This window comes from Aggregatibacter segnis ATCC 33393, from assembly GCF_000185305.1.
Taxonomy (GTDB): Bacteria; Pseudomonadota; Gammaproteobacteria; order Enterobacterales; family Pasteurellaceae; genus Aggregatibacter; species Aggregatibacter segnis.
In genome coordinates this window covers 643,070-666,879 of sequence record NZ_GL622200.1, presented here as the reverse complement: position 1 = coordinate 666,879, position 23,810 = coordinate 643,070, and the positions used below count along the sequence as shown (strand labels likewise).

Genomic DNA, 23,810 nt, shown 5'->3' with positions numbered 1-23,810 from the left:
CCCTGCCCGTTTAGAAAATTAATGACCGGCAAAATTAACTAAAGTATAAGGTTCTACGCCTAAGCCACGTAAACGTTGTTCGCCGCCTAAATCCGGTAAATTAATCACGAATGCCGCATGCTTCACTTCGCCGCCCAAACGTTGTACTAATTTAACCGTGGCTTCAACGGTTCCGCCTGTTGCCAATAAGTCATCAATAATCAATACGTTATCACCTTTTTGAATGGAATCCACATGAATTTCCAAGGTGTCTTGTCCGTATTCCAATTCATAAGATTGCGCAATGGTTTCACGCGGCAATTTACCCGGTTTACGTACCAACACAAAAGGCACATTTAATGCCAATGCCACCGGTGCACCAAAAATAAAGCCACGGGATTCCGTCCCAATGACTTTATTAATGCCTTTATCTTTGCAATGTTGCACCATCAAATCGATCGCCGCGCGAAACGCCGCCGGTTCTTCTACTAAGCTGGTAATATCACGAAAAATGATTCCCGATTTCGGATGATCAGGAATGGATTTAATTGAGGAAGCAATAAGTGCAAGTTGTTTTTCCATTTTTTTACCTAAAAGTGCGGTTGTTTTTTCACACAAATTAAAATTATAAATCGGCGCGCATATTATCATAAATCGCAAGATTGCCGAACATTAATCATAAAGATCTTCGCCATTTTTTCGGGTACGCAGAAGCTGCAAAATCCATACATATTGTTCCGGTGTTTCGGTGACAAAACTTTCGATTTCTGCGTTCATGGCGCGAGCAGATTGCTGCGGATCATCACTCAGTGTCATTGCCGGATGAATTTCCATTTGGTATTTACCCAGCTGCGCGTTATAACGCGGAAACATTGGAATCACAACAGCTTTTGCCAACTTCGCCATTTTATTAATGCCCGGCAAGGTTGCTTTGTAGGTCGCGAAGAAATCCACATACACGCTTTGTTCTTCACCAAAATCTTCGTCCGGCAAATAATAACCCATTTGTCCTTGTCGAATGTGACTCAAAAACGGTTTGATACCATTTTGGCGCGCATGCATTTTGCCACCAAAACGTTGACGCGCCAGCGTCCAAAGCCAATCCACCAGCGGATTGCGATGCGGGTTATACATGGATGTCATCGGAATGCCATGAGTGTGCAAAATAATCCCTGATGCATCAATCGCCCAACCGTGCGGCACCAGCAAAATCACATTTTTACCCTGCTCTTTTGCCTGTTTAATATGCTCAATGCCAATAAATTCACTGCGCTGTTGCAAATGTTTTTTTGAACGCACCGCAATCTCGCCGATCCCTAGCATCACTTGCGCCAATACAACAAACATGTCATCAATCACCTGTTCGCGGTGTTGTTCCGACCATTGCGGAAAACAATATTGCAAATTAATTTGCGCACGTTTGCGTTGCTTTTTCGCTTTATGTCCAACCAACAGACCAATCTTGGCGGCGAATTTATCGCGCAAACGAAAAGGAATAAACGCCAGTAACAGCAAAACCAAAATACCGAGCCAAATGCCCCAGTATTTAGGCTTTAAATAAGACCACGAGAAATGCGGCTCATAGCCGACACGTGCCGTTAAACGAATATTTTGTTGAGAATCTGCCATAAAAAACGTTGCGGAAATTCACCGCACTTTATCCCCTTAAAAATTAAACCAGCCTTGATCAAAGGCCATTTTTATCGTCATGATAAAAGACATAACCACCACCATTGGGCGAATCAACGTTTTACCTTTTGTCATCACCATTTTAGCGCCTAAATTGGCGCCAATAAATTGTCCCGCCATCATAGCCAAACCGACCGTCCATAAAATTTGCCCCCCAATAAGGAACAAAATTAAGGAAGCCAAGTTAGAGGTAAAATTCATGACTTTGGCATGGGCGGTTGCCTTGGCTAAATTAAAACCCAATAAGGTCACACATGCCAAGCTCATAATCGAACCGGTGCCCGGCCCGAAAAATCCGTCATAAAAACCCATCAATGTGCCGATACAAAAAGCGAAAACCGGATAAGACAGGCGTTGTTTACGATCTTCATCGCCCAGTTTAGGGGTCACTAAAAAATAAACACCGATGGCTAAAATTAAAAATGGCAGAATTTTTTTAATGACGGAGGCATCAATCAGCTGAATTAAAATCGTTCCAGCGACAGAACCAAAGAAAATCATCAGCAAGATTAACCAAACTTCCGAAAAATTGACCGCCCTTTTACGTAAAAAATAAAGACTGGCGGAAAAGGAACCACCACAAGCTTGTAGCTTGTTAGTCCCCAACGCGACCGCAGGCGGAATGCCTGTCATCAGCAACGACGGAATCGTAATTAATCCGCCACCGCCGGCAATCGCATCAATAAAACCGGCAACCAAAGCGACCACAAATAAAATGGCTAAAATATCAAGACCGAATTCCATCCCTTACTCCAACCATTCACTCCGATTTGGTGAGTTCAAGATTTGTTGACACAAAAAAGGTTCCGGCGGTGTGACTTTTGGCTTACTTGGTGTTGCCCCGGGTTTTGGCGGTTCAAACCAAGAATAAAGTTCGCTATCACAACCATCTCCGGCTGGCACCGGTGCTTGGTTTTCGCAGTGTTGTGCTCCCGGCGGACAAGTGAGGCGCACATGGAAATGCGAGTCATGCCCAAACCACGGACGGATTTTATGCAACCAAGCACGATCCGAACCTGCCGTTTCACAGAGCTTTAACTTAATCGCCGGATTAACAAAAATACGCGTCACTTTCGGATCTTCCGCGGCTAACTTAATCAGTTTTGCGTGATTTGCTGTCCAAATGCTTTCGTCCACCCGTTGTGCTTTGCGATTCACCACCAACAAACCTTTTCCATCTGAATTCAAGGCATCAGTGTCAGACATACTGCCCATGCGCAACCAAATGTCAGCATCTAAGCCCATTTGATGACTGGCGTGCCCCGTCAAAAAACGTCCGCCCCCCGGCATAGCAATATCCCCAACCAACATCGTTGGTAAACCAGCCGCTTTGACGCGTTGCCCAAGACGTTGCAAATAACGAATCATGTCCGGATGACCATAATAACGGTTTTTATTCATACGAATGACTTGATAGCCTTCGCCTTTATAAGGCAAGGGTTCCGCACCGATAATACAGCCGTTGGAATAGCTGCCAATCGCCTCGGCTTTGCCGTTTTCTGCCGGAATCGGGCGTTTGATCTGTTGCCAATCTTGTGGTGCAGCAAAAGTGGAGGTCGCAAAAAAAACGCTGCTAAAAATGACCGCACTTTTGATGAGTTGATGAAAAATCTTATTCATTATGGTGTCCCTGTTGCAAATTATCGACACTGCGCCTGAAATCGTAATAAATGATCTAATAGCACAATCGCCATCATCGCTTCGGCAATCGGCACGGCGCGAATCCCCACACAAGGGTCATGACGACCTTTGGTCACCACCTCTACGGGTTCGTTATTAAGATTGACTGAGCGCCCCGGAAGGGTGATGCTAGAGGTAGGTTTTAACGCAATGGTCGCAATAATCGGTTGTCCTGAGCTGATACCGCCCAAAATGCCGCCCGCATGATTGGAAAGAAAGCCCTCCGGTGTCATTTCGTCACGATGTTCACTGCCCTGTTGTTCTACGACGGCGAAACCATCGCCAATTTCTACGCCCTTTACCGCGTTAATGCTCATCAGAGCGTGGGCTAAATCCGCATCCAATCGGTCAAATACCGGTTCGCCTAAGCCCACCGGCACATTTTCGGCAATGACAGTTAATTTGGCGCCGATGGAATCACCTTGCTTTTTCAAGTCACGAATTAATTCATCGAATTTTTCCACCGCTCTTTTATCCGGACAGAAAAACGGATTACTATTCACTTCCGCCCAATCAATGTTTTCAAGGGATTGTGGTGCAATTTTCACTTTGCCGATTTGGCTTAAAAAGCCTCGCACTTCAATGCCGAATTGTTCACGTAAATATTTTTTTGCAATAGCGCCTGCCGCCACACGCATGGCGGTTTCACGAGCAGAAGACCGACCGCCACCGCGATAATCACGAATACCGTATTTTTGCTGATAAGTGAAATCAGCATGCCCCGGGCGAAAACGATCTTTGATTTCGCCATAATCCTGCGAGCGTTGATCGCCGTTTTTGATGATCATGCCAATGCTGGTACCGGTGGTTTTGCCCTCAAAGACGCCGGACAAAATTTGCACTTCATCGTCTTCTCGACGTGGCGTCGTGTAACGAGAGATACCCGGTTTACGGCGATCTAAATCCGGCTGAATATCTGCTTCCGAAAGCGCCATATTTGGTGGCACACCATCAACAATACAACCTAATGCGATGCCATGAGATTCACCAAAGGTGGTGACGCGAAACAATTGCCCAATCGTATTTCCAGCCATAATCTTCTCTCTTTAATTCGATTTATGATTTCACTTCCACCAACGGCATAATCGCGCCGGTATCTTGATTTTTGATAAAGACATCAAGCTGATTGAAAGCGATCTCAATGTTATTTTCCGCAAACAATTCGTTAATACGGCGGTTTAACGCATCAATGGTATTGGTGCGCTCAGAGACTTGAGAAACATAAACTCGTAATTCATGATCCAAAGTGCTAGCGCCAAAACTGAGGAATAAGGCGCGCGGTTCCGGATCTTTCATAATATTAGCTTGTTCTGAGGCCGCTTTTAGCAATAAACGTTTGACCAAGTCTAAATCAGAGCCATATGCCACCCCAATGGAAATCACCACACGAGTAATCGTGTTAGACAATGCCCAGTTAATGACCTGTCCGGTCACGAAAGATTTATTTGGTACAATGACTTCCTTACGATCAGGATCGATAATCGTAATCGCACGAATACGGATTTTCGCTACCGTGCCGGTCACATCGTTAATGGTCACGGTATCACCAACCCGAATCGGACGTTCAAATAAGAGAATGATACCCGACACGAAGTTCGCAAAAATTTCCTGCATACCAAAACCGAGACCTACAGAAAGTGCGGCGAATAACCACTGCAATTTTGACCATGACATGCCCAAGGTGGCAAAAGCCCAAGCCCCACCAATGGCAACTAACGTGTACGTCAATAACGTGTTGATAGTATAAGGCGTACCTTGTGATAACTTCACGCGGGAGAAGATCAACACTTCTAAAATCCCCGGCAAGTTGCGCACTAAAATGTAAGTAATACCGATAATCACTAACGCAACAAGTAAGTTAAACAGCGAAATACTTTCGGTTACCACACCGGCTTCTGTTGTCGTTGTTTGCTGCCATAAGGTAATGTCGCGTAAGTAACTTGCTACGGTGACTAAATCCGACCACACATAATAGAGAATCGCAAACAATGCCGTCCAAATGAATAAATCGGCAAAACGTAACAACTGACTGCGCACTTGGTTGACCGCCATGCCTTCTTCTTGCTCGCTCACCACCACAACATCATCGGAAGGCGAACCATCATTCAACTCAGCCGCTTTTTGCTGACGTTTTTCTTGTAAACGACGATAAGCCAAACGCTGAGAAGATACTGTGATCGCACGGTATATCGTATGGCGCGCCAACGACCAAACCACCCAAGCGATGTAGGTGTTAATCATATGATTAATTAAGTTTAGTGCCGTGTAGTAATAACCGAGAACCACCAATACGATTAACCCGACCGGCACTAATTGCAACAAGATGCGGACAATTTTTAAAAGCAGTTTATCGCGATGATCGTGGCTTGTTTGACCAAAGGCTTTTGACGCTTTGCTAAAACGTGGTGCAATGATGACGATACAGAAAACTAATGCGATGATGGTATTCACTTCTCCAAGCACATCATCCGCCAAACCGCTTTCCATTACGTCACTAAATACCGAAGTATTCAATAACAACACCACGGTAACAATGATGCGTTTTGTAATGGCTTGCAGTTTTTCAGCCGCATCCTGCGTGAAACCGAAGTGGTGTACCAAAATGCCATTTGGACGTAACACCGCAAGGACAAAAGTAAAAAACCACCAATACGCCGCCATACTCAACGACCACTGCCAAAATTCCGCAGGGTTTCTCACGAAGAAGAAACCAAACAACTGACAAACGGCCAAGAACCATAATGTTGACGATAACGAAATAATGCCGGTAAACAATAACGCCATAGGGGTGTGCCACTGGCTATCGGTTCTAAGGCGATTAATTTCACTGTTGATAGAGGCTAATTTTTGTTTAATAAAGGTTTTAAATCTAAAGATAATGCCACCAATAAGCACTAAAATCGCCACATAGGTCAGCAAATAAGGCAAATTATCAAAATTACTCGGAAAACCTAATTTTTTACTGATTCCCTCAAGTTGCTCGCCAAGCGACATAGGTAAATTCTTAAACCACGCTAAATTAATCGGGTTATTGCTTTTTACCCAAAAGCTTTGTTGATCCAATTTGGCTTGAATTTGATCACTGATTTGCGTAATTTGTTGCTGTGTCAATTCTAAAGAAATCGCTAAATTCAGCTGATTATTTAAGGACTTAATCACATCTGAAGCAATTTTACGGCGCTCTGTCAACAAATTGATGAGCTGTGTTTTTTCCGCCTCAGTAAAGGTTTGATTCTGATCCGCTTGAACTTTCGCTAAGTAAGCATCTAAATCGTATAACTCATTACGGCGTTGGGTCATATCAAAAATTTGTACACGCAAATCGGCAATTTGTTTTGATAATTCTTGGATATTCAAGTTTGTCGGTAATTTTTGTTTTTGTTGTTGAATAATCCGTGATAGCACTAATGTGCCTTGCAACGCACTAATTTGCTCATCAATGGTGCGCTGCGTTTGGGTTAAGCTATCCAACACACTACGCATACGCAATTCATCTTGCGTCAAGGCGTTGGTTTTTTCCGTTTGTTCCAATAAAAATTGGCTCAGTTGCGCATTACGCTCCAATTCTTTCTGAATATAATTATTTTTGACCGCACTTTGACTTTGTTGCTGTACTTGATCAACCTGATTTTGTGTTTGTGCCAAATGCTGTTGATTAATCGCCTCTTGAATGGCTGCAATCTGTTGTTGTAGCACTTGCGCACGAGCGTTTAATAAGTCATAACGGCTTTGATATAACACCGTCAACTGATCGCTGTTTTTCAACAAAATTTGATTGTAATTATTTTTCAGATCAATCAGTTGTAACTCTAACTGAGCCTGCTGTTTCAATGCTGCTGAAGTCGTACTATCGCCAAGCTTTTGATTAAGCTCTTGCGCACGCTTCAAATTGGCGGTTAATGTGGCTTGCGCCCGCTCGGATACTGAGCTTTGCCCCGCCAATTGGCTATTCACTGCCCCTAACGCCGATTGCGTTTCCTGTTGTTGTTCGATTAATTTTTCAAGCTGAGCCTGTAAATCCGCTAAGTGGCGAGATTGATAATCCTCGGCTGTGGCGGTATTTAATTGTTTTTTCAACGTTTGTAATTCGGCATTATTCTTCTGAATCTCAGCTTCCGCCCCATTCAATGTAGCTTGTAGCGCCTCATTGGCCTTTTGCTGCGCTTGAATTTGTTGCAATAAATCCAAAGAGGTTTGAATGTCTGTGACCAACGTTTGTTTTTCATCACCATCCGGCATTTTTTGTGCTGCGGCAAGATCTGCCTTGAGACTTTTTTCGGTTGGCAAAGACAGGGTATTTTGATCGGCAAAGGCACTTTGTGACACCGCCATATTTAAAAATAAGGCAGCACAAAGTGCGGTTAAAAACGTTTTTATTTTCATATTTATCCTAATTGTTTCGCTAGCCAGCCTGCTAACGTTTTCCGAGAAACTTTGATTGCACCGTCGCTTAAATTTAACGGCAATTCATAATAGGCAACAGGTTGTTTAAAACGTTCCAATCGCCCTTGTAAAAATCCCTTCAGATTTTCCACCGCACTTTTTGTCGGCTCTCGCCATTCCACAATAGCTACCGGTCGTTGACCGAACTCCGGATCGGTGACAGGCAACACAAAAACCTGTTTGACTAAATCAGACTGTAAAATCAGTTTTTCAATTTCTTCCGGCTGAATGTTTTCTCCGCCGGAAATAAACATATTATCAATTCGCCCTGAAATCACAAGTTCGCCGTCGTGCCAAATACCTTTATCTTTCGTGGCAAACCAACCTTGTTCGTTAAGAAAAGAAACGATGCGGCCCTCTTGCCAATAACCTAACGCCAAGCCTGCACCGCGCAACCAAATTTCCTCATTGTGCAAACAGTATTCACGTCCGGCTAAAGGCTGCCCTACCCCGTTTTTTTCATCACTTTGTTTAGCAAACACCGTGGAGGCCATTTCTGTCATGCCATAACCGGAATAACTTTTCACGCCAAGACGCTGCAAAGCTTGCGTCAGTGCTAAAGGAATATGTGCCCCGCCAAGCAATACAGCGCGTGTTTGTATTGCCGTTGGTTTTTCTTGCAAATACTGTAACCAGCGTTGCACTTGCGTTGGCACCAAAGAAACATGAGTCACCTGATTGACTGCCGCATAAAAATCTTCGCCGGGTAACACCAAGGTTGCCCCTGTCGTCAACCAACGCCACACAATTCCCTGACCGGAAACATGATATAACGGCAATGAAAGCAACCATGAATCTGCCGCACCAAATTGCATTAAATCACATACGCCTTGAGCGTTTGCCAAATGTGCTTGCACATTATGCACAACGGCTTTGGGTAAGCCCGTAGATCCTGATGTGAGCGTCATGGTAGCCGGTTGCGTCAAATTAACGGGAAAATCGCCGAAAGAGTCTATTTTCTCTGCCTGCTTTATGGCATCCGAAAAAGTAAAAAAACACCTGAAAATCTCACCGCACTTTTGGGATTCTGCAACACATTCTGCGTGGTCTGCGGTAAAGAAAAAATCCGCATTATAGGCTTGGCAAAGTGCAATACGTTTTTCCAGTGGAAACATGGGGTTGAGCATTAAAACGCGGGCACCGATTTGAATCGCCGATAAATAAAATAACACCAGTTCTAGGCGATTTTTCCCACACAATGCGATGCCATTTTGTGGCTTCACACCAAGATGTTGTAAATACGTGGAGATTTGCTGTGTTTTTTCGAGGAGTTGCGGCCATGTAAAAGCGTCGCCTTGCAAAACTTGCAAGGCGATTCGCTTGGAAAATAAAGGAGATTGTGCAAATTGCTGACCCAGTGCCATAAGCGTTAATTTGCCGTAAAAAATGACCGCACTTGATCAATTAATTGTTCCGGCAAATGCATGGACTGCATCGCGCCTTCCAACATAAGCATTTTACGACCGCTGTTGGTATTTGTGATCACCCAATACGGCGTATCCGGAATTTGTTTCGGTTTCGTATGATTCCCTGCCATTAACAAGGTGCCTTCATCACGGGCAAAATAAACGCGCGTGCGCCCTTGCAATGACTCGGTGGCGAGGGCAAACCCTTCCGGGTTGGTGCGATATAAAATTGTCAGAATATTTAAGAAACGAATGACCGCTTTATTTTCTTGTTTAAATGCTTCTGAGTTGAGTAACGCTTCTAATTTTGTGATGGTTTTCTGCATAACCTCATCGGATTGCTTTTTAATCACCGGCTTGTTAATTTCTTCTTCGAAAACAGGTGGTTGTTCCGCTATCTGAATTGACTCATTGGAAGACGTAGTGACCGTCGTCGATTGACTTTCCGGAAGACTAAAATAAGCATTGCGCGGAGAAAGATTTAATAAACGGCGTAAAATATCCGATGCACTTTCGCCAATAGATTGCGTGTTGCCGGCAATGTATTGATAAAGCTCTTCGTCCACTTCGATAATTTTCATTTTCTTTCTCCACTTGCTTGATCTATTTAAGCTTTTCGCACATTATAGCGAGCTATTAGCAAATTCTCTAGCCCCAAATTTAGCCGATGAAAAAATTACTCAATTTTCAATTTAATGAATTAAAACAAGCAATTAACAAACCTGTTTTGGTGTTCATTCATGGTTTATTCGGCGATATGAATAACTTGGGCATCATCGCTCGCGCCTTTAGTGATGATTATTCTATTTTACGGATGGATTTACGTAATCACGGCTTGAGTTTTCATAGCGAAGACATGAATTATGATTTAATGGCGAAAGATGTAGTTGACGTGATTCATTCTTTGGGCATTCATGAAGTGATTTTAGTCGGGCATTCCATGGGTGGAAAAAGCGCTATGGTTTGTGCCGCAAATTACCCTAAATTCGTCAAAGGCTTAGTCGTGATTGATATTGCACCTGTCGCTTATGGCGAACATGGGCACGATGACGTATTTAACGGTTTATTTGCTGTAAAAAATGCTCAACCCCATACCCGTCAAGAGGCTAAACCCATTTTATCACAGCATATTCGCGATGAAAGCGTACAACAATTTATGTTGAAATCCTTTGATGCCTCAAGTAACGATTATTTTCGCTTTAATTTGACCGCACTTAAGCGCAATTACCCTCACTTAATGGGCTGGGAATCTCGCCATATCAAACAACCTTGTTTGTTTATCAAAGGCGGCAATTCATCTTATATATTGCCCGAATATACCAATCGCATTTTATCCCAATGTCCACAGGCGACCTCCTTCACCATCAACGGCAGCGGGCATTGGGTTCACGCAGAAAAACCGCAATTTGTTATCCGCGCGATCACGCATTTTTTAGATAGAATTAATAGCTCAGATGAATCTAAATAGAATTTCATTTGGTGTGGAATTTATGATATAGTTCGCAACAAATTTCGTTGTGGCTTATCATTATCACTTTCTGAATAATTCTTTATTCGATGTGATGAATACGCCAGTGGTTAACAAAATGGCAAAACAAGATTCTGACTGCATTACTTTAGATTTATTTAGTGAAATTCGTAGAGTTGGGCGTCCGAAAACCAATCCACTGAGTCGGGAGCAACAAATTCGTATTAATAAACGCAATCAATTAAAACGTGATAAATCCTGTGGATTAAAGCGTGTCGAATTGAAATTGCATGCGGATTTGGTTCAACAACTAGAAGATTTAGCATCCACTCGAAACGTGAATCGTTCCGAGCTAATCGTAACAATTTTACAAGATTATTTTAACGTTAAGAAATAGGTAACAAGATGGCTGTTGTCGGCTTATTTTATGGTAGTGATACAGGCAATACTGAAAACATTGCCAAAATGATTCAAAAACAATTAGGTAGCGAATTAGTTGATATTCGTGACATTGCAAAAAGTAGCAAAGAAGATATCGAAGCGTATGATTTTCTTCTGTTTGGTATCCCAACTTGGTATTACGGTGAAGCGCAATGCGACTGGGATGATTTTTTCCCAACATTAGAACAAATTGATTTTACTGATAAACTTGTTGCGATTTTCGGCTGTGGTGACCAAGAAGATTACGCCGATTATTTCTGTGATGCCATGGGAACAATACGCAATATTGTTGAACCTCACGGTGCAATTATCGTTGGTCACTGGCCAACCGAAGGTTATACATTCGAATCATCACAAGCATTAGTTGACGATAATACCTTTGTCGGATTATGTATTGATGAAGATCGTCAACCGGAATTAACGTCTGAACGTGTCAACAAATGGGTTAAACAAGTTTATGACGAAATGTGTTTAGCTGAGTTAGCTTAATAGCAAAAAAGGAGCTGTTATGTCTGAAGAAAACATCAAATTATTAAAAAAAGCAGGATTAAAAATTACTGAACCCCGTTTGACGATTCTTGCTTTAATGCAAAAACACAGTGAACAGCATTTTTCTGCGGAAGATGTTTACAAAATGCTATTAGAAAATGGTGCAGACATCGGTTTGGCCACGGTATATCGTGTTTTAAACCAATTCGATGAAGCAAAAATTTTAATTCGTCACAACTTTGAAGGGAATAAATCCGTTTTCGAATTAGCACCGACACAACATCACGACCACATTATTTGTACCGATTGTGGAAAAGTGTTTGAATTCAATGACGAATTAATTGAAAGTCGCCAAAAAGAAATCAGTAAACAACATGGCATTGAGCTTTCCAGCCACAGCCTGTACCTTTACGGAAAATGCAGCGATATCCATCAATGTTCAGAAAATAACAAAAAATAGTCACAAATAAGGCGGTCTTCGAACCGCCTTATTCATATTAAAAACACATCAAAAACCTACCGCACTTTTCTCATCTAAAAACAAGATTTTCCTTAGGGGAAAATGCCTTGTTGTGCTATAATTACGCCAATTTTTTCACTATTAAATTTAATGATTAGGAAGTTCTAAATGTCTGATTTCGTCCAAGATATTACGCCGGTCAGTATTGAAGAAGAGCTGAAATCTTCATACCTCGATTACGCCATGTCCGTTATTGTAGGACGTGCCTTGCCTGATGTACGTGACGGCTTAAAACCGGTACACCGCCGCGTGTTATTTGCTATGCACGAAGGGGGCAATGCCTACAATAAACCTTACCGTAAATCTGCACGTATTGTGGGTGACGTTATCGGTAAATACCACCCGCACGGTGATAGCGCGGTATATGATACCTTGGTGCGTATGGCGCAACCTTTCTCCTTGCGTTATATGTTAGTGGACGGTCAAGGTAACTTCGGATCTGTAGATGGCGATGCGCCGGCGGCGATGCGTTATACGGAAGCCCGTATGACCAAAATCGCCCACGAATTATTGGCAGATCTCGATAAAGAAACCGTCAATTTTGTGCCAAACTATGATGGTTCGGAACAAATTCCTGAAGTATTACCAACCAAAGTCCCAGCCTTATTGGTCAACGGCTCCTCCGGGATTGCAGTGGGGATGGCAACCAACATCCCACCACACAACCTAGGCGAAGTATTAGACGGTTGCTTGGCTTATATCGAAAATAACGATATCACCATTGATGAATTGATGAGTCACATTCCCGGTCCGGATTTCCCCACTGCGGCACTCATTAACGGCCGTAAAGGCATTGAAGAAGCCTATAAGACCGGTCGTGGTAAAATTTATGTCCGCGCCCGTGCGGAAATTGAAACTGATGAAAAAGGCCGTGAAAGCATCATCGTTAACGAAATTCCGTATCAAGTTAATAAAGCCAAATTAATCGAAAAAATTGCGGAATTCGTCAAAGAGAAAAAAATTGAAGGCATTAGCGGTTTACGTGATGAATCAGATAAAGACGGTATGCGTATCGTCATTGAAATCAAGCGCGATGCCGTGGGTGAAGTGGTATTAAACAACTTGTATGCCCTCACGCAAATGCAGGTCACTTTCGGGATTAATATCGTGGCATTAGACCACGGTCAGCCGAAACTCTTGAATTTAAAACAACTCATTGAAGCATTCGTGTTACATCGCCGCGAAGTGGTGACCCGCCGTACCATCTTTGAATTACGCAAAGCACGTGAACGCACCCATATTTTGGAAGGTCTTGCCATTGCGTTAGCCAATGTGGACCCAATTATTGAGCTAATTCGTCAAGCACCAAATCCGGAAAGCGCCAAACGTGAATTGCTTGCCCGTCCATGGCAACTTGGGCATGTGGCAGAGATGTTGGCAGCAACCGGTGTCGATGCTGCTCGCCCGGAAGATTTAGACGAACAATACGGTATCCGTGACGGTTTATATTATTTGACCGAAGTCCAAGCCCAAGCCATTTTAGATTTACGTTTACAAAAATTGACCAACTTAGGTCATGACGAAATTCTAGACGAATACAAAAAATTATTGGAAGCCATCGGCGAATTGCTCTATATCCTACGCAGTCCTGAACGCTTAATGGAAGTGATTCGTGAAGAGCTGGAACAAATCCGCGAACAATTTAACGACCCGCGCAGAACAGAAATTACGGCCGCTTCCGGCGACATTAATTTAGAAGATTTAATCGCCCAAGAAGATGTGGTGGTAACACTTTCTCACGAAGGTTATGTGAAATATCAGCCAATTAGCGATTACGAAGCACAACGCCGAGGTGGCAAAGGCAAATCCGCGACCAAAATGAAAGAAGAAGATTTCATTGAGAAACTCTTGGTTGCCAATACCCATGACACCATTCTTTGTTTCTCCAGCCGTGGACGCTTATATTGGTTAAAAGTATACCAACTTCCACAAGCCAGCCGTGGCTCGCGCGGACGACCAATCGTCAATATTTTACCGCTCAATGAAAATGAACGTATTACCGCCATTTTACCGGTGACCGCTTACGAGGAAGATAAATTCGTCGTCATGGCAACCGCCGGCGGTATTGTGAAGAAAATTGCGTTAACCGAATTCAGCCGCCCACGTTCTAGCGGTATCATCGCGCTAAACTTACGCGATGAAGATGAATTGATCGGTGTCGATATCACCGATGGCAACAATGAAATCATGTTGTTCTCTTCCCAAGGTCGCGTGGTACGTTTCAGCGAATCCGCTGTCCGTGCAATGGGGCGTTTGGCGACAGGGGTACGCGGTATCAAACTTGCCTTAACCAATGATCTGAATGACGATGAAAGTGCGGGTGAAATTGAAGAGGTTTCTGATGACAACACAGAAGAAACCTTAGATCTCAACATCGATAAAGTCGTTTCGTTAGTCATTCCGAAAAATGACGGTGAAATTCTCACCGCAACACAGAACGGCTACGGCAAACGGACGAAATTAGAAGAATATCCGACCAAATCCCGTAATACCAAAGGGGTGATTTCCATTAAGGTAAGTGAACGTAATGGCAAAGTCGTTGCGGCAACCCAAGTGGTTGATACGGACCAAATCATGTTAATCACCGATGCCGGTACCTTGGTTCGTACCCGAGTAAGTGAGGTCAGCATCGTCGGACGTAACACGCAAGGTGTTCGCTTAATCCGCACAAGCGAAAATGAGCACGTTGTGAGCTTGGAGCGTATCTGCGATGTCGATGACGAGGAAGGCGAACAAGAAAGTGCGGTAGAAAATACCGAAGAATAACAACATGAGAGCATTTTAAGGCAGCAGTGTTTTATTGCTGCCTTAAATATTGGGGGATAAATGGATATTTATTTAGTTTATTTGCACATTATTTGTGCCTTCGTCAGCCTCGGATTACTCATTATTCGTGGTGCTATGCAGTTAACGAAGAAAGACTGGCGAGCAGTCAAATTGTTGAAAATTCTACCGCACTTAATAGATACTCTATTGATTTTAAGCGGTATTATCATGCTATTTATGTTTAACTACGGCTTACCGGTGTGGATTATTGCGAAAACGGTATTATTGATCGGCTATGTCATCTTCTCGGCAAAATTTTTCAGCAAAAAACAATTGCAAAATCAACCGCACTTTTTCTTCTTGGCGCTTGTATTACTGATAGCCACGATCCTAATCGGCTATTTTCACTAAAAATAAAAAAGTGGGTATCAAACCCACTTTTTTATCCCCCGGCTAATTTCACCTTGTGGCCTTTATTTTCCAGCAGCTGTTTCAGTAAATCACGTTTTTCACCCTGAATTTCGATAGTATGATTTTTTACTGAACCCCCACATCCACAACGTTTTTTTAGTTCCGCGGCTAAGGTTTTCAATTCGGTTTCGGCTAATGCAAGCCCGGTAATAATGCTCACACCATTACCTTTACGGCCACTTTTTTGCAGTTGAATTCGTACGATACCATCACTTTGTGGAATCTCTTCCTGCGGTTTATCGGCTTTAATCCGTCCTACTTCAGTAGAATAAACTAATTGATTTGTCATAATAAATTACGCGATAGAAGCGTTAATCGCTTTCAATACCTCTGCCGGATTTTCAGCCTGCGTAATTGGACGTCCAATGACCAAATAATCAGAACCGGAACGAATGGCAGCAGCTGGTGTCATCACACGACGTTGATCACCAAAATCGGCGCCAATCGGACGAATCCCTGGTGTAACAAGCAAGAAGTTTTCACCACAGTTACGACGTAAAATTTCCACTTCCTGCGGAGAACATACCACGCCATCTAAACCTGCACGTTGGGTCAAATGCGCTAGACGAATCACCTGTTCCATTGGCGAGGCATTAATGCCAATTTGCAATAAATCCAAATCTTCCATACTCGTTAACACAGTCACCCCAATTAATAACGGTGCATCTTTTCCATAAGGCTCAAGAATTTTTTTCGCTTCCTCCATCATGCGCAAACCACCGCTTGCGTGTAAGTCCACCATCCAAACGCCTAAATCAGCTGCAGAACGAACCGCTCTTGCCACGGTATTCGGAATATCATGAAATTTCAAATCAAGGAAAACATCAAAATTACGCGAATGTAATTGCTTCACAAAATTTGTTCCAAGAGTGGTAAACATTTCTTTCCCGACTTTTAAACGACAATTTTGTGGGTCAAGCTGATCAACTAACGCTAAAGCATCTACTTCTTTTTCATAATCTAATGCGATGATGACTTTATTTGTCATATATTTCTCCTTACAGATAAGCAATGTTAGCGGCTAATCATGTTCAATCGCGCTAACCGGTTTAATCGTTTCCCATTGACGACAAGAGGGACAACACCAAATTAATTTATGGGTTTGATAACCGCAATTACTACAACGATAATCAAAAGTTTGTTTAATGCGCTCTCCCACCATTTTATGTAACAAAATCAAACTATCCTTCCCTCTTCCATTTTCTGCATCATCAATTTGATATTGAATAAAACGGTGAAAAATAGGCGTAGCCGGATTTTGTTGGAGTTGTTGGTAAAGCTTAAGTTGTGCCGCAGCAAGCCCATCTTTTTCTTCAATAAGATCAGCTAACATCAAGGATACCGCACTATTATGATTTTTTTGATTGGCTTTGATGAGAAATAACTCAAAATTATCTAACTGATTTAATTTTTGGTAGCAGAATTTCAAGGTGTTTAAAACTTCACCTATATAATCAGAATTTTGCGTCAAAATATTTTCTAAAATATCGACCGCACTTTTATAGTTTTCTTGTTTAATCGCTAAATCAGCAAGCATTATGGATGCCCTAGCACAACTAGGAGAAACCTTTAAGGCTTGCAATAAAATCTGTTGAGGGTTTTCTTTGCTATCTTGGGGTAAATTGCGCACGTATTCACAATAATAGTGTGCCAATTCGATATGATTTTTTTTAGGAGAGATTTTTGCAAGCTTTTCAGCAACGTTAATGGCTTTTTTCCATTCTTTCGTTTTTTGATAAATAATCGCCAGTTGTTGTAATGCCGCCTCGGCAAATTCGGGCTCATCAACCATTAAAATATAAAGATGTTCAGCACGATCAAAAAAACCCACCGCCATAAAATCTTTTGCAAGCTGTTGTTTAGCAAGCAATTTTTGTTCAAAAGTATAATATGGGCTGTTATCTAATGCTTGATGAATTCGTAATGCACGATCTACCTCGCCACGCGAACGAAAAAGATTTCCCAGTGTTAACTCAGCCTCAAATTGTGATGAACTATTAATTTCATTTTCACTTTCTTGTTTTTGGAGCATATCCAAAAATAAATCAACTGCTTTATCTGTTTGATTAGCTAGTAAGAAATTAACCCCAGTTACATAATCACGGGAAAGTTTATTACTTATGTCCTCCTGATCCCTTTTAGCACTACGATGCCCCATATACCACCCATAAGCGGCAGCAATAGGTAAAAGAAGGAAAAGCAATTCAAGCATTATTGAGAAACCTTATCTCTACTGTTTGTTAATTCATTAATTTGTAGGGTTTGTCGTTTGATCTGACGATTTAATGCAATATTTTTAAGTTTTAGTTTGATGTAGAAAAAACCGGTAATGAACCAACCAAGGATAAGTCCTAAGCCGAATAAAATAGCAACCAAGGTAGAAAGTTGGAATTGGCTTTGTGCGACAATATAGTTGAACGTGATAACTTGATCATTATTTGCACCGACGGTGACTGCAACTAGCACAATAGCTAACACGATGATTAATCCGAAAATATATTTAATCATTTTCTTTCTCCTTAAAATAAAGTTGCTTTCATTATGCCAAAAATGAGCATAAAAAACGACACTTAAAAGTGCCGTTATAAAAAGTTAGTCAAATAAATTATGCGTAAACATCAACGCGTTCTCTTAGCTCTTTCCCTGCCTTAAAGTAAGGTACACATTTTGCATCTAATTTTACTTGTTCACCAGTTTTAGGATTACGACCTAAACGAGGCTGGCGACAATGCAAAGAAAAGCTACCGAATCCACGTACTTCAATACGTTCACCACTTTCTAATACATATGACATTTGTTCTAAAATCGCTTTTACTGCTTCTTCAACAGATTTAACAGGTACATTGTGATTTTTCTGTACTAAAAGTTCAATCAGCTCTGATTTAGTCATACAATTCTCCTAACTCTTTAAACCGGCATATTACTATGCCGGTTTTATTAACAAAGCGAATTATTCACCTTTTGCTGCTTTGAAAGCTTCAGCCATTGCATTTGGAATAGCAACATCTTCTTGCTTATTCACAGTTGCAACTGCAGCTGCTTCTTCAGCTTGATCTTTCGCACGAACAGATAAGTGAACAATACGAGCTTTACGATCTACACCAGTGTATTTTGCTTCAATCACATCGCCTGCAGCAACTTCATTCGTTAAATCAGCTGCGCGGATGTAACCTTCCACACCACCGTCTAATTCAACTTTAGCGCCTTTCGCATCGGCTTCAACAACTTTAGCGTTTAATACAGTGCCTTTTTTGTTGATAGCAACGAAGTTATTGAATGGATCTTCTTCAAGTTGTTTGATACCTAAAGAAATACGCTCTTTCACTGCATCGACTTGTAATACAACTGCGGCAACTTCATCACCTTTTTTGTAATTACGTACAGCTTCTTCACCTTGAACATTCCAAGAAATGTCAGACAAATGAACTAAACCGTCAATACCGCCATCTAAACCGATGAAGATACCAAAGTCAGTGATAGATTTGATTTTACCAACAACTTTATCACCTTTGTTATGAGTTTCAGCGAATTGAGCCCATGGGTTTGCTTTGCATTGTTTCAAGCCTAAAGAAATACGACGACGTTCTTCATCAATTTCTAATACCATCACTTCAACTACATCACCTAAGCTAACCACTTTAGATGGGTGAATATTTTTGTTAGTCCAATCCATTTCAGAAACGTGAACTAAACCTTCAACACCGTCTAAAATTTCAACGAAACAACCGTAGTCAGTTAAGTTAGTTACTTTACCGGTTAATTTGCTGTTTACTGGGTGATTTTCAGCGATTGCCGCCCAAGGATCTTGACCTAATTGTTTTAAGCCTAAAGATACACGGGTACGATCTTTATCGAATTTCAATACTTTAACGATGATTTCATCACCAACATTAACGATTTCGCTTGGGTGTTTAACACGTTTCCAAGCCATATCGGTAATATGTAATAAACCGTCAACACCGCCTAAATCAACGAATGCACCGTAGTCAGTTAAGTTTTTAACAGTACCTTTAACTTCAGCACCTTCAGATAAGTTCGCTAATACTTCTTCACGATCTTGGCTGCTTTCAGATTCGATTACTGCACGACGGGAAACAACAACGTTGTTACGTTTTTGATCAAGTTTGATTACTTTGAATTCTAATTCTTTACCAAGTAGGTGATCTGCATCACGAACTGGGCGAGTATCAACTAATGAACCCGGTAAGAATGCGCGAACACCGTTTAACTCAACTGTGAAGCCGCCTTTCACTTTACCGTTAACTAAACCAAGTACAGTTGCTTGTTCGTCGTAAGCTTTTTCCAATACAATCCAAGCTTCGTTGCGTTTTGCATCAGCACGGGAAGCAACAGTTTCACCGAAACCATCATCCACAGCTTTAAGCACAACATCAACAACATCACCAACTTGAACTTCCAATTCACCTTGTGCATTTAAAAATTCTTCGGAAGGAATTGCAGACTCGGATTTAGAACCGGTATCTACAAGTACGAAGCCTTTTTGGATAGCAACGATGGTACCTTTAACAACTGCACCTTGACGGGTTTCAAGGTCTTTCAATGATTCTTCAAAAAGTTGAGCAAAAGATTCTGTCATAATTAATCTTCAATTTAAGTAAATAACGTCCACTTCTAATCCATAAAAAGTGGGGCTGATAACAAAGTTTATCCATCCTTGAATAAACCGTAAAAATTTAAGCTTTAATACCAATACGCTGCTGAATATAGTTTAAGGCCTGACAAATCACTTCATCGATACTCAATGTCGTGCTGTCAAGTAAAAACGCATCATCAGCGGGTTTTAAAGGGGCGACTGCTCGATTTCTATCGCGCAAATCACGCTCTTTTATCTCGGCTAAAATCTGTGCAAAGTTACCACTAATCCCCTTATTTTGCAACTGGTTATAGCGTCTTTTTGCACGTTCTTCCGCACTCGCATCTAAAAATAATTTCACTTGCGCATCAGGAAATACCACCGTTCCCATATCGCGACCATCCGCAATTAAACCCTCATTTTTGGCAAAATCCTGCTGGAGTTGTAGTAATGCAGCACGAACTTGCGGGAAAACTGCCACTTTTGATGCCGCATCTGCCACTTCTTGCGTACGAATTAAATGGCTGACATCCATGCCACCTAATAATACATTCACCTCACCATTTTTCGGCACAAACTGAATATCTAAATGACGGGCAAGATCAGCCAATTCCGTTTCATTGGTTAAATCGGCATGGCGTTTTAACGCGGCCAATGCCGTCACACGATAAATTGCGCCGGAATCCAACAACGCAAAACCTAGTTTTTCTGCCAATGCGTAACATAAAGTGCCTTTACCGGCACCGCTTGGTCCGTCAACCGTAATAATTTTATTCATGATTTTTCTCTGTCAAAAGGGATTGAATCTCAACCGTCATTTGGTCAAACATGTCATAACGTTTACGATACATGGAACGTTTTTTACTTTGAATTTCTTCTAAAGGACGACGCTCAAGTGCGGTCGGAATTTGCCAATAATTTTCTGCCAACTTGCCCTCATTTTCCTGCCAAAATTCATCGTAGTTAAATAATAATTTTGCCGAATCATTCCAACGATATTTTGCCTGACGTTTATGTGGAATGCCTTCCAAGCGACAATTCAACGTCTCCGCAAAAACTTTAAAGGCATTCACCAACATAAACATCGGACGAACACCATGCAGCAATTTTGTCGCCTGACGCACTAAATCTTGCGCCTTATCGCCTTTTGGCCCTTGAATTGAGGCGATCAATAAACGGTTATCCGCTAAAAACGTAAAGCTGGCAGAATAAATCGTACGTTGATTCGCATCGGTTAAACCGATAGCAAAAAAGCCTTCATAAGGATCGATATGGTTGAGCGTTAAATTTAATGCCAATTCATCCGTTAACTGTGCCAACAGTACCGGCTGTTGTGAGATTAATGTCTCGCATAACGACACACCAAAGTGTTTTTCCGCCATGGCAAAATTGGTCTTAATAGAGTCTAAACGCTGTGTCGCATTAAAGTGTTTATCACAGTACTGGCTTAATAGCGTATTTACACGATAAGGATACTGAGCAAAAACCGGCTGCCACAAGGGATTTTCATGAATAAAATCGACTAACGCCTGACATTGCACTGCAAAAACCAAACGGCGCGCCCGATAACGTAGCCATTCCCGCAACAATTTTAATTTGCGTTTTTCTACGGGAAACATTTCATGAAATGTTGGAAAATGGAATTTCGTCACCACAAACCTCAAAAAGAATTCAATAAATTAAGTGCAAAATTATAGCAAAAAGGCAGTTGCTTTTAAATGCGCCGATAGGCTGTAAAAACGTAGAAAAAAACGACCGCACTTTATAGTTTTATCTTTTCGAAGAGAAAAAGTGCGGTCATTTTCACGGGTATTTTATGCCACAAAGACCTGCTGCACTAAGAACATGTACAATAAAGTACCGGCGGCAATGGACAAAAACATGTTCCGTTTCCAAAAATGCAATGCCAGCACCACTGCGCCTGCAATAAACTCAGGCAAGCCATGAAAACCGCTCAATACATCAATATTTTTATAGCAATAGACCACCAGCATGCCAAACATCGCCGCAGGCAACACGCGCCCTAAATAACGAATATATTCAGGAATCGGACGGTTGGCAGGGAAAATCCAAAACGGCAGCCAACGCGTAATTTGCACGGCCAACACGGCAATAGCAATGGTAAGGATTTGTTCCATCAAGCTCATTTATTGCACCCTCTCTAATTTCGTGGTCAGCTTCGGACGACTGAATGTTAAGACCATCCAAATGCCTATCAGGGTTGGCAATAAGAAATAGTCATGACCAAAAATCAGCAGCGAAATAAATGCTATCGCCAGACCTAACAGGGAACTTTCGTGAGATTTTTCTTTCGTCCAATTTTCCGCAAAAATCACCAGAAACAACGCAGTCATTGCAAATTCTATCCCTTTCAAATTAAACGGAATAATATTGCCAAACAGGTTGCCCAAGACTGCCCCGATCACCCAATACATATGCAGGTAAAAGCTGACAAAAAACAGATACCAGCCACGATCCAAGTGCGGTGGGATTTTTGCCATATAATTAAGAGAAAAAGACTCATCAACTAACGTTGCGATAAGATACGGGCGCTTTTTACCTAAAAATTTACCGTATTTTTCCAACATGGAAATACTGTAAAAAATCTGCCGTCCGCTAACCATCAAGGTAATCAGCAAAGCATTGAGGGGCGCAAAAGACAAGGTGAGCGCACCGGCGATAATAAACTCAACAGAACCGCCATAGATCAATAATGCCATTAAAAACGGATACCACACGCTGAACCCAAGGGCTTTCATGTAAATGCCGTAGGCTATACCGAGGAATAAAAAACCGGCAATCATCGGTGCACTATACGGCAATGCCGCTTTGGCTGCGGCAAAAATAGGATGAGGCGTTGTCTTAACATCAGACATACAACTAATTCTCTTCTAATACAGATAGTTCAGGTAAGGTTGAAAAGCTTTGTGCTTTCACGGTTTCATAGAAATCATCCACGAAAGCAACTTGTGCATCCGCTTCACGAAAAGCCGCATATAAATTGCTGTGTAAACCTTGGTCGGTAATTTTGCGCGCCACAATGTAACCCCGATCCAAATAAGGTTTCGCCGCCCAAAACGGCAATGCGGCGATGCCACGTTTACTGGCCACCAACTGAATAATGGCAATAGTGAGCTCACTGGTTCGACGGGTCGGATTAATACCTTTCGGATGCAATACTTTACGTAGCAAATCCAACATATCATCCGGTACAGGATAAGTAATCAGCGTTTGATCAATAAAATCTTCCGCCTGCCAAATGTCTTTTGCTGCTAACGGATGATCTTTCGCGCACAGCCCCACCATTTCATAGGAAAACAGCGGCTTATACACAATGCCCGGATTTTCTTCCACTTCTTGCACCACCGCCCAATCGGCACGATGACTTAATAGCAAGCCAACCGCATCCGTATGGAAACCGGACACAATATCCAGTTCCACCAACGGCCAATGTTTACGGAAAGAATCCATTGCCGGCATCAACCAATCAAAGCAAGTATGACACTCCACGGCAATGCGTAATTCCCCTGCATCGCCTTGTTTTACTCGCGCTAAATCGCGTTCTGCTTCAATCACTTTCGGCATAATTTCATTAGCAAGCTGAATCAAACGCTCCCCTGCGGCAGTGAAATGCAAGGGTTGGGTTTTACGTTCAAATAACGGCAAGCCGTATTGATCTTCTAATAATTTAATTTGGTGAGACAAGGCTGACTGGGTGAGATAAACCCGTTTGGCCGCCAACGAAACGCTGCCGGTTTCTTTTAAGGCTAACAAGGTTTTTAAATGTCTGAGTTCAAGGAAGATTGGTTTCATGAGAAAGATTCATACTTATGAGAAAAATGATGAAACCCTATAATACACGAA

Annotated in this window: 25 protein-coding genes; 6 read left to right on the top strand and 19 right to left on the bottom strand. The window is 42.0% G+C overall.

What is annotated here, in order from left to right; genetic code table 11:
- Positions 1-18: 18 nt before the first annotated feature.
- From apt to seqA, 8 genes are read right to left on the bottom strand one after another with little or no spacing between them, the layout of a single operon-like run.
- Positions 19-630, bottom strand: a complete 612-nt coding sequence (gene apt, locus HMPREF9064_RS06225; RefSeq protein WP_006717642.1) for an adenine phosphoribosyltransferase — start codon at positions 628-630, stop codon at positions 19-21.
- Positions 631-651: 21 nt separating this feature from the next.
- Positions 652-1,608 (bottom strand): lauroyl-Kdo(2)-lipid IV(A) myristoyltransferase, encoded by a 957-nt coding sequence (lpxM, locus tag HMPREF9064_RS06230; RefSeq protein ID WP_006717640.1) that lies wholly within the window; start codon positions 1,606-1,608, stop codon positions 652-654.
- Positions 1,609-1,644: 36 nt separating this feature from the next.
- Entirely contained in the window at positions 1,645-2,412 is a 768-nt protein-coding gene (locus HMPREF9064_RS06235; protein WP_006717637.1) for a TSUP family transporter, read from the bottom strand.
- Positions 2,413-2,415: 3 nt separating this feature from the next.
- Positions 2,416-3,288, bottom strand: coding sequence for a penicillin-insensitive murein endopeptidase (gene mepA, locus HMPREF9064_RS06240; RefSeq protein WP_006717635.1), 873 nt, complete (start codon positions 3,286-3,288; stop codon positions 2,416-2,418).
- Between the two features lie 20 nt (positions 3,289-3,308).
- Positions 3,309-4,382, bottom strand: a complete 1,074-nt coding sequence (gene aroC / locus HMPREF9064_RS06245; protein ID WP_006717633.1) for a chorismate synthase — start codon at positions 4,380-4,382, stop codon at positions 3,309-3,311.
- 22 nt (positions 4,383-4,404) lie between these two features.
- Positions 4,405-7,731 carry a mechanosensitive channel MscK gene (mscK, locus tag HMPREF9064_RS06250; protein WP_006717631.1) on the bottom strand — a complete coding sequence of 1,109 codons (3,327 nt, stop codon included), beginning with the start codon at positions 7,729-7,731 and terminating at the stop codon, positions 4,405-4,407.
- A gap of 2 nt (positions 7,732-7,733) precedes the next feature.
- Entirely contained in the window at positions 7,734-9,155 is a 1,422-nt protein-coding gene (gene menE, locus HMPREF9064_RS06255) for an o-succinylbenzoate--CoA ligase (protein ID WP_006717628.1), read from the bottom strand.
- A 5-nt stretch (positions 9,156-9,160) separates the two neighbouring features.
- On the bottom strand, positions 9,161-9,778 hold the full coding sequence (gene seqA / locus HMPREF9064_RS06260; RefSeq protein ID WP_006717627.1) for a replication initiation negative regulator SeqA: 618 nt from the start codon (positions 9,776-9,778) through the stop codon (positions 9,161-9,163).
- An 86-nt stretch (positions 9,779-9,864) separates the two neighbouring features.
- Here seqA and HMPREF9064_RS06265 point away from each other — a divergent pair, with 86 nt between their 5' ends.
- The 6 genes from HMPREF9064_RS06265 to HMPREF9064_RS06285 all read left to right on the top strand — a co-directional run bounded on the left by HMPREF9064_RS06265 (position 9,865) and on the right by HMPREF9064_RS06285 (position 15,292).
- On the top strand, positions 9,865-10,665 hold the full coding sequence (locus HMPREF9064_RS06265; RefSeq protein ID WP_006717625.1) for an alpha/beta fold hydrolase: 801 nt from the start codon (positions 9,865-9,867) through the stop codon (positions 10,663-10,665).
- 118 nt (positions 10,666-10,783) lie between these two features.
- Positions 10,784-11,062 carry a LexA regulated protein gene (gene ybfE / locus HMPREF9064_RS0109410; protein WP_032998105.1) on the top strand — a complete coding sequence of 93 codons (279 nt, stop codon included), beginning with the start codon at positions 10,784-10,786 and terminating at the stop codon, positions 11,060-11,062.
- An 8-nt stretch (positions 11,063-11,070) separates the two neighbouring features.
- Complete coding sequence (gene fldA, locus HMPREF9064_RS06270; protein ID WP_006717621.1) at positions 11,071-11,595, top strand: flavodoxin FldA; 525 nt, start codon at positions 11,071-11,073, stop codon at positions 11,593-11,595.
- A 19-nt stretch (positions 11,596-11,614) separates the two neighbouring features.
- Positions 11,615-12,055 (top strand): ferric iron uptake transcriptional regulator, encoded by a 441-nt coding sequence (gene fur, locus HMPREF9064_RS06275; protein WP_006717619.1) that lies wholly within the window; start codon positions 11,615-11,617, stop codon positions 12,053-12,055.
- Between the two features lie 168 nt (positions 12,056-12,223).
- The gene (gene gyrA, locus HMPREF9064_RS06280; RefSeq protein ID WP_006717618.1) at positions 12,224-14,881 is read left to right on the top strand and encodes a DNA topoisomerase (ATP-hydrolyzing) subunit A; all 2,658 of its coding nucleotides are present in this window, start codon (positions 12,224-12,226) and stop codon (positions 14,879-14,881) included.
- Positions 14,882-14,941: 60 nt separating this feature from the next.
- Positions 14,942-15,292 (top strand): SirB2 family protein, encoded by a 351-nt coding sequence (locus HMPREF9064_RS06285; protein ID WP_006717615.1) that lies wholly within the window; start codon positions 14,942-14,944, stop codon positions 15,290-15,292.
- Between the two features lie 31 nt (positions 15,293-15,323).
- Here the strand turns inward: HMPREF9064_RS06285 and yciH are convergent, their stop codons facing one another.
- The 11 genes from yciH to HMPREF9064_RS06340 all read right to left on the bottom strand — a co-directional run bounded on the left by yciH (position 15,324) and on the right by HMPREF9064_RS06340 (position 23,759).
- On the bottom strand, positions 15,324-15,641 hold the full coding sequence (gene yciH / locus HMPREF9064_RS06290) for a stress response translation initiation inhibitor YciH (RefSeq protein ID WP_006717613.1): 318 nt from the start codon (positions 15,639-15,641) through the stop codon (positions 15,324-15,326).
- Positions 15,642-15,647: 6 nt separating this feature from the next.
- Positions 15,648-16,340: an orotidine-5'-phosphate decarboxylase gene (pyrF, locus tag HMPREF9064_RS06295; protein WP_006717611.1), complete on the bottom strand. Its 693-nt coding sequence runs from the start codon at positions 16,338-16,340 to the stop codon at positions 15,648-15,650.
- Between the two features lie 33 nt (positions 16,341-16,373).
- The gene (gene lapB, locus HMPREF9064_RS06300; protein ID WP_006717610.1) at positions 16,374-17,564 is read right to left on the bottom strand and encodes a lipopolysaccharide assembly protein LapB; all 1,191 of its coding nucleotides are present in this window, start codon (positions 17,562-17,564) and stop codon (positions 16,374-16,376) included.
- The gene (locus HMPREF9064_RS06305; protein WP_006717608.1) at positions 17,564-17,860 is read right to left on the bottom strand and encodes a LapA family protein; all 297 of its coding nucleotides are present in this window, start codon (positions 17,858-17,860) and stop codon (positions 17,564-17,566) included. Before HMPREF9064_RS06305 ends, lapB begins: the two co-directional genes overlap by 1 nt.
- Before the next feature lie 97 nt (positions 17,861-17,957).
- On the bottom strand, positions 17,958-18,242 hold the full coding sequence (locus HMPREF9064_RS06310; RefSeq protein WP_006717606.1) for an integration host factor subunit beta: 285 nt from the start codon (positions 18,240-18,242) through the stop codon (positions 17,958-17,960).
- A 60-nt stretch (positions 18,243-18,302) separates the two neighbouring features.
- A complete protein-coding gene (gene rpsA, locus HMPREF9064_RS06315; RefSeq protein ID WP_006717605.1) occupies positions 18,303-19,949 on the bottom strand; it encodes a 30S ribosomal protein S1 in 1,647 nt (548 codons plus the stop codon).
- A gap of 97 nt (positions 19,950-20,046) precedes the next feature.
- The gene (cmk, locus tag HMPREF9064_RS06320) at positions 20,047-20,724 is read right to left on the bottom strand and encodes a (d)CMP kinase (RefSeq protein WP_006717603.1); all 678 of its coding nucleotides are present in this window, start codon (positions 20,722-20,724) and stop codon (positions 20,047-20,049) included.
- Positions 20,717-21,565 (bottom strand): VirK/YbjX family protein, encoded by an 849-nt coding sequence (locus HMPREF9064_RS06325; RefSeq protein WP_006717601.1) that lies wholly within the window; start codon positions 21,563-21,565, stop codon positions 20,717-20,719. Before HMPREF9064_RS06325 ends, cmk begins: the two co-directional genes overlap by 8 nt.
- A gap of 195 nt (positions 21,566-21,760) precedes the next feature.
- Complete coding sequence (locus HMPREF9064_RS06330) at positions 21,761-22,093, bottom strand: branched-chain amino acid transporter permease (protein ID WP_006717599.1); 333 nt, start codon at positions 22,091-22,093, stop codon at positions 21,761-21,763.
- Positions 22,094-22,822 carry an AzlC family ABC transporter permease gene (locus HMPREF9064_RS06335; RefSeq protein WP_006717597.1) on the bottom strand — a complete coding sequence of 243 codons (729 nt, stop codon included), beginning with the start codon at positions 22,820-22,822 and terminating at the stop codon, positions 22,094-22,096.
- Between the two features lie 4 nt (positions 22,823-22,826).
- The gene (locus tag HMPREF9064_RS06340) at positions 22,827-23,759 is read right to left on the bottom strand and encodes a LysR family transcriptional regulator (RefSeq protein ID WP_006717595.1); all 933 of its coding nucleotides are present in this window, start codon (positions 23,757-23,759) and stop codon (positions 22,827-22,829) included.
- Between the last annotated feature and the right edge of the window lie 51 nt (positions 23,760-23,810).

What these genes read in the sequence shown, in the direction of transcription:
- HMPREF9064_RS06335 (WP_006717597.1), bottom strand. Translation starts at nt 22,822, where the DNA reads ATGTCTGATGTTAAGACAACGCCTCATCCTATTTTTGCCGCAGCCAAA.
- fldA (WP_006717621.1), top strand. Translation starts at nt 11,071, where the DNA reads ATGGCTGTTGTCGGCTTATTTTATGGTAGTGATACAGGCAATACTGAA.
- HMPREF9064_RS06305 (WP_006717608.1), bottom strand. Translation starts at nt 17,860, where the DNA reads ATGATTAAATATATTTTCGGATTAATCATCGTGTTAGCTATTGTGCTA.
- pyrF (WP_006717611.1), bottom strand. Translation starts at nt 16,340, where the DNA reads ATGACAAATAAAGTCATCATCGCATTAGATTATGAAAAAGAAGTAGAT.
- gyrA (WP_006717618.1), top strand. Translation starts at nt 12,224, where the DNA reads ATGTCTGATTTCGTCCAAGATATTACGCCGGTCAGTATTGAAGAAGAG.
- yciH (WP_006717613.1), bottom strand. Translation starts at nt 15,641, where the DNA reads ATGACAAATCAATTAGTTTATTCTACTGAAGTAGGACGGATTAAAGCC.
- mepA (WP_006717635.1), bottom strand. Translation starts at nt 3,288, where the DNA reads ATGAATAAGATTTTTCATCAACTCATCAAAAGTGCGGTCATTTTTAGC.
- ybfE (WP_032998105.1), top strand. Translation starts at nt 10,784, where the DNA reads ATGGCAAAACAAGATTCTGACTGCATTACTTTAGATTTATTTAGTGAA.
- HMPREF9064_RS06340 (WP_006717595.1), bottom strand. Translation starts at nt 23,759, where the DNA reads ATGAAACCAATCTTCCTTGAACTCAGACATTTAAAAACCTTGTTAGCC.
- mscK (WP_006717631.1), bottom strand. Translation starts at nt 7,731, where the DNA reads ATGAAAATAAAAACGTTTTTAACCGCACTTTGTGCTGCCTTATTTTTA.
- menE (WP_006717628.1), bottom strand. Translation starts at nt 9,155, where the DNA reads ATGGCACTGGGTCAGCAATTTGCACAATCTCCTTTATTTTCCAAGCGA.
- HMPREF9064_RS06265 (WP_006717625.1), top strand. Translation starts at nt 9,865, where the DNA reads ATGAAAAAATTACTCAATTTTCAATTTAATGAATTAAAACAAGCAATT.
- fur (WP_006717619.1), top strand. Translation starts at nt 11,615, where the DNA reads ATGTCTGAAGAAAACATCAAATTATTAAAAAAAGCAGGATTAAAAATT.
- rpsA (WP_006717605.1), bottom strand. Translation starts at nt 19,949, where the DNA reads ATGACAGAATCTTTTGCTCAACTTTTTGAAGAATCATTGAAAGACCTT.
- aroC (WP_006717633.1), bottom strand. Translation starts at nt 4,382, where the DNA reads ATGGCTGGAAATACGATTGGGCAATTGTTTCGCGTCACCACCTTTGGT.
- HMPREF9064_RS06235 (WP_006717637.1), bottom strand. Translation starts at nt 2,412, where the DNA reads ATGGAATTCGGTCTTGATATTTTAGCCATTTTATTTGTGGTCGCTTTG.
- HMPREF9064_RS06325 (WP_006717601.1), bottom strand. Translation starts at nt 21,565, where the DNA reads ATGTTTCCCGTAGAAAAACGCAAATTAAAATTGTTGCGGGAATGGCTA.
- HMPREF9064_RS06285 (WP_006717615.1), top strand. Translation starts at nt 14,942, where the DNA reads ATGGATATTTATTTAGTTTATTTGCACATTATTTGTGCCTTCGTCAGC.
- HMPREF9064_RS06310 (WP_006717606.1), bottom strand. Translation starts at nt 18,242, where the DNA reads ATGACTAAATCAGAGCTGATTGAACTTTTAGTACAGAAAAATCACAAT.
- cmk (WP_006717603.1), bottom strand. Translation starts at nt 20,724, where the DNA reads ATGAATAAAATTATTACGGTTGACGGACCAAGCGGTGCCGGTAAAGGC.
- seqA (WP_006717627.1), bottom strand. Translation starts at nt 9,778, where the DNA reads ATGAAAATTATCGAAGTGGACGAAGAGCTTTATCAATACATTGCCGGC.
- HMPREF9064_RS06330 (WP_006717599.1), bottom strand. Translation starts at nt 22,093, where the DNA reads ATGAGCTTGATGGAACAAATCCTTACCATTGCTATTGCCGTGTTGGCC.
- lapB (WP_006717610.1), bottom strand. Translation starts at nt 17,564, where the DNA reads ATGCTTGAATTGCTTTTCCTTCTTTTACCTATTGCTGCCGCTTATGGG.
- apt (WP_006717642.1), bottom strand. Translation starts at nt 630, where the DNA reads ATGATAATATGCGCGCCGATTTATAATTTTAATTTGTGTGAAAAAACA.
- lpxM (WP_006717640.1), bottom strand. Translation starts at nt 1,608, where the DNA reads ATGGCAGATTCTCAACAAAATATTCGTTTAACGGCACGTGTCGGCTAT.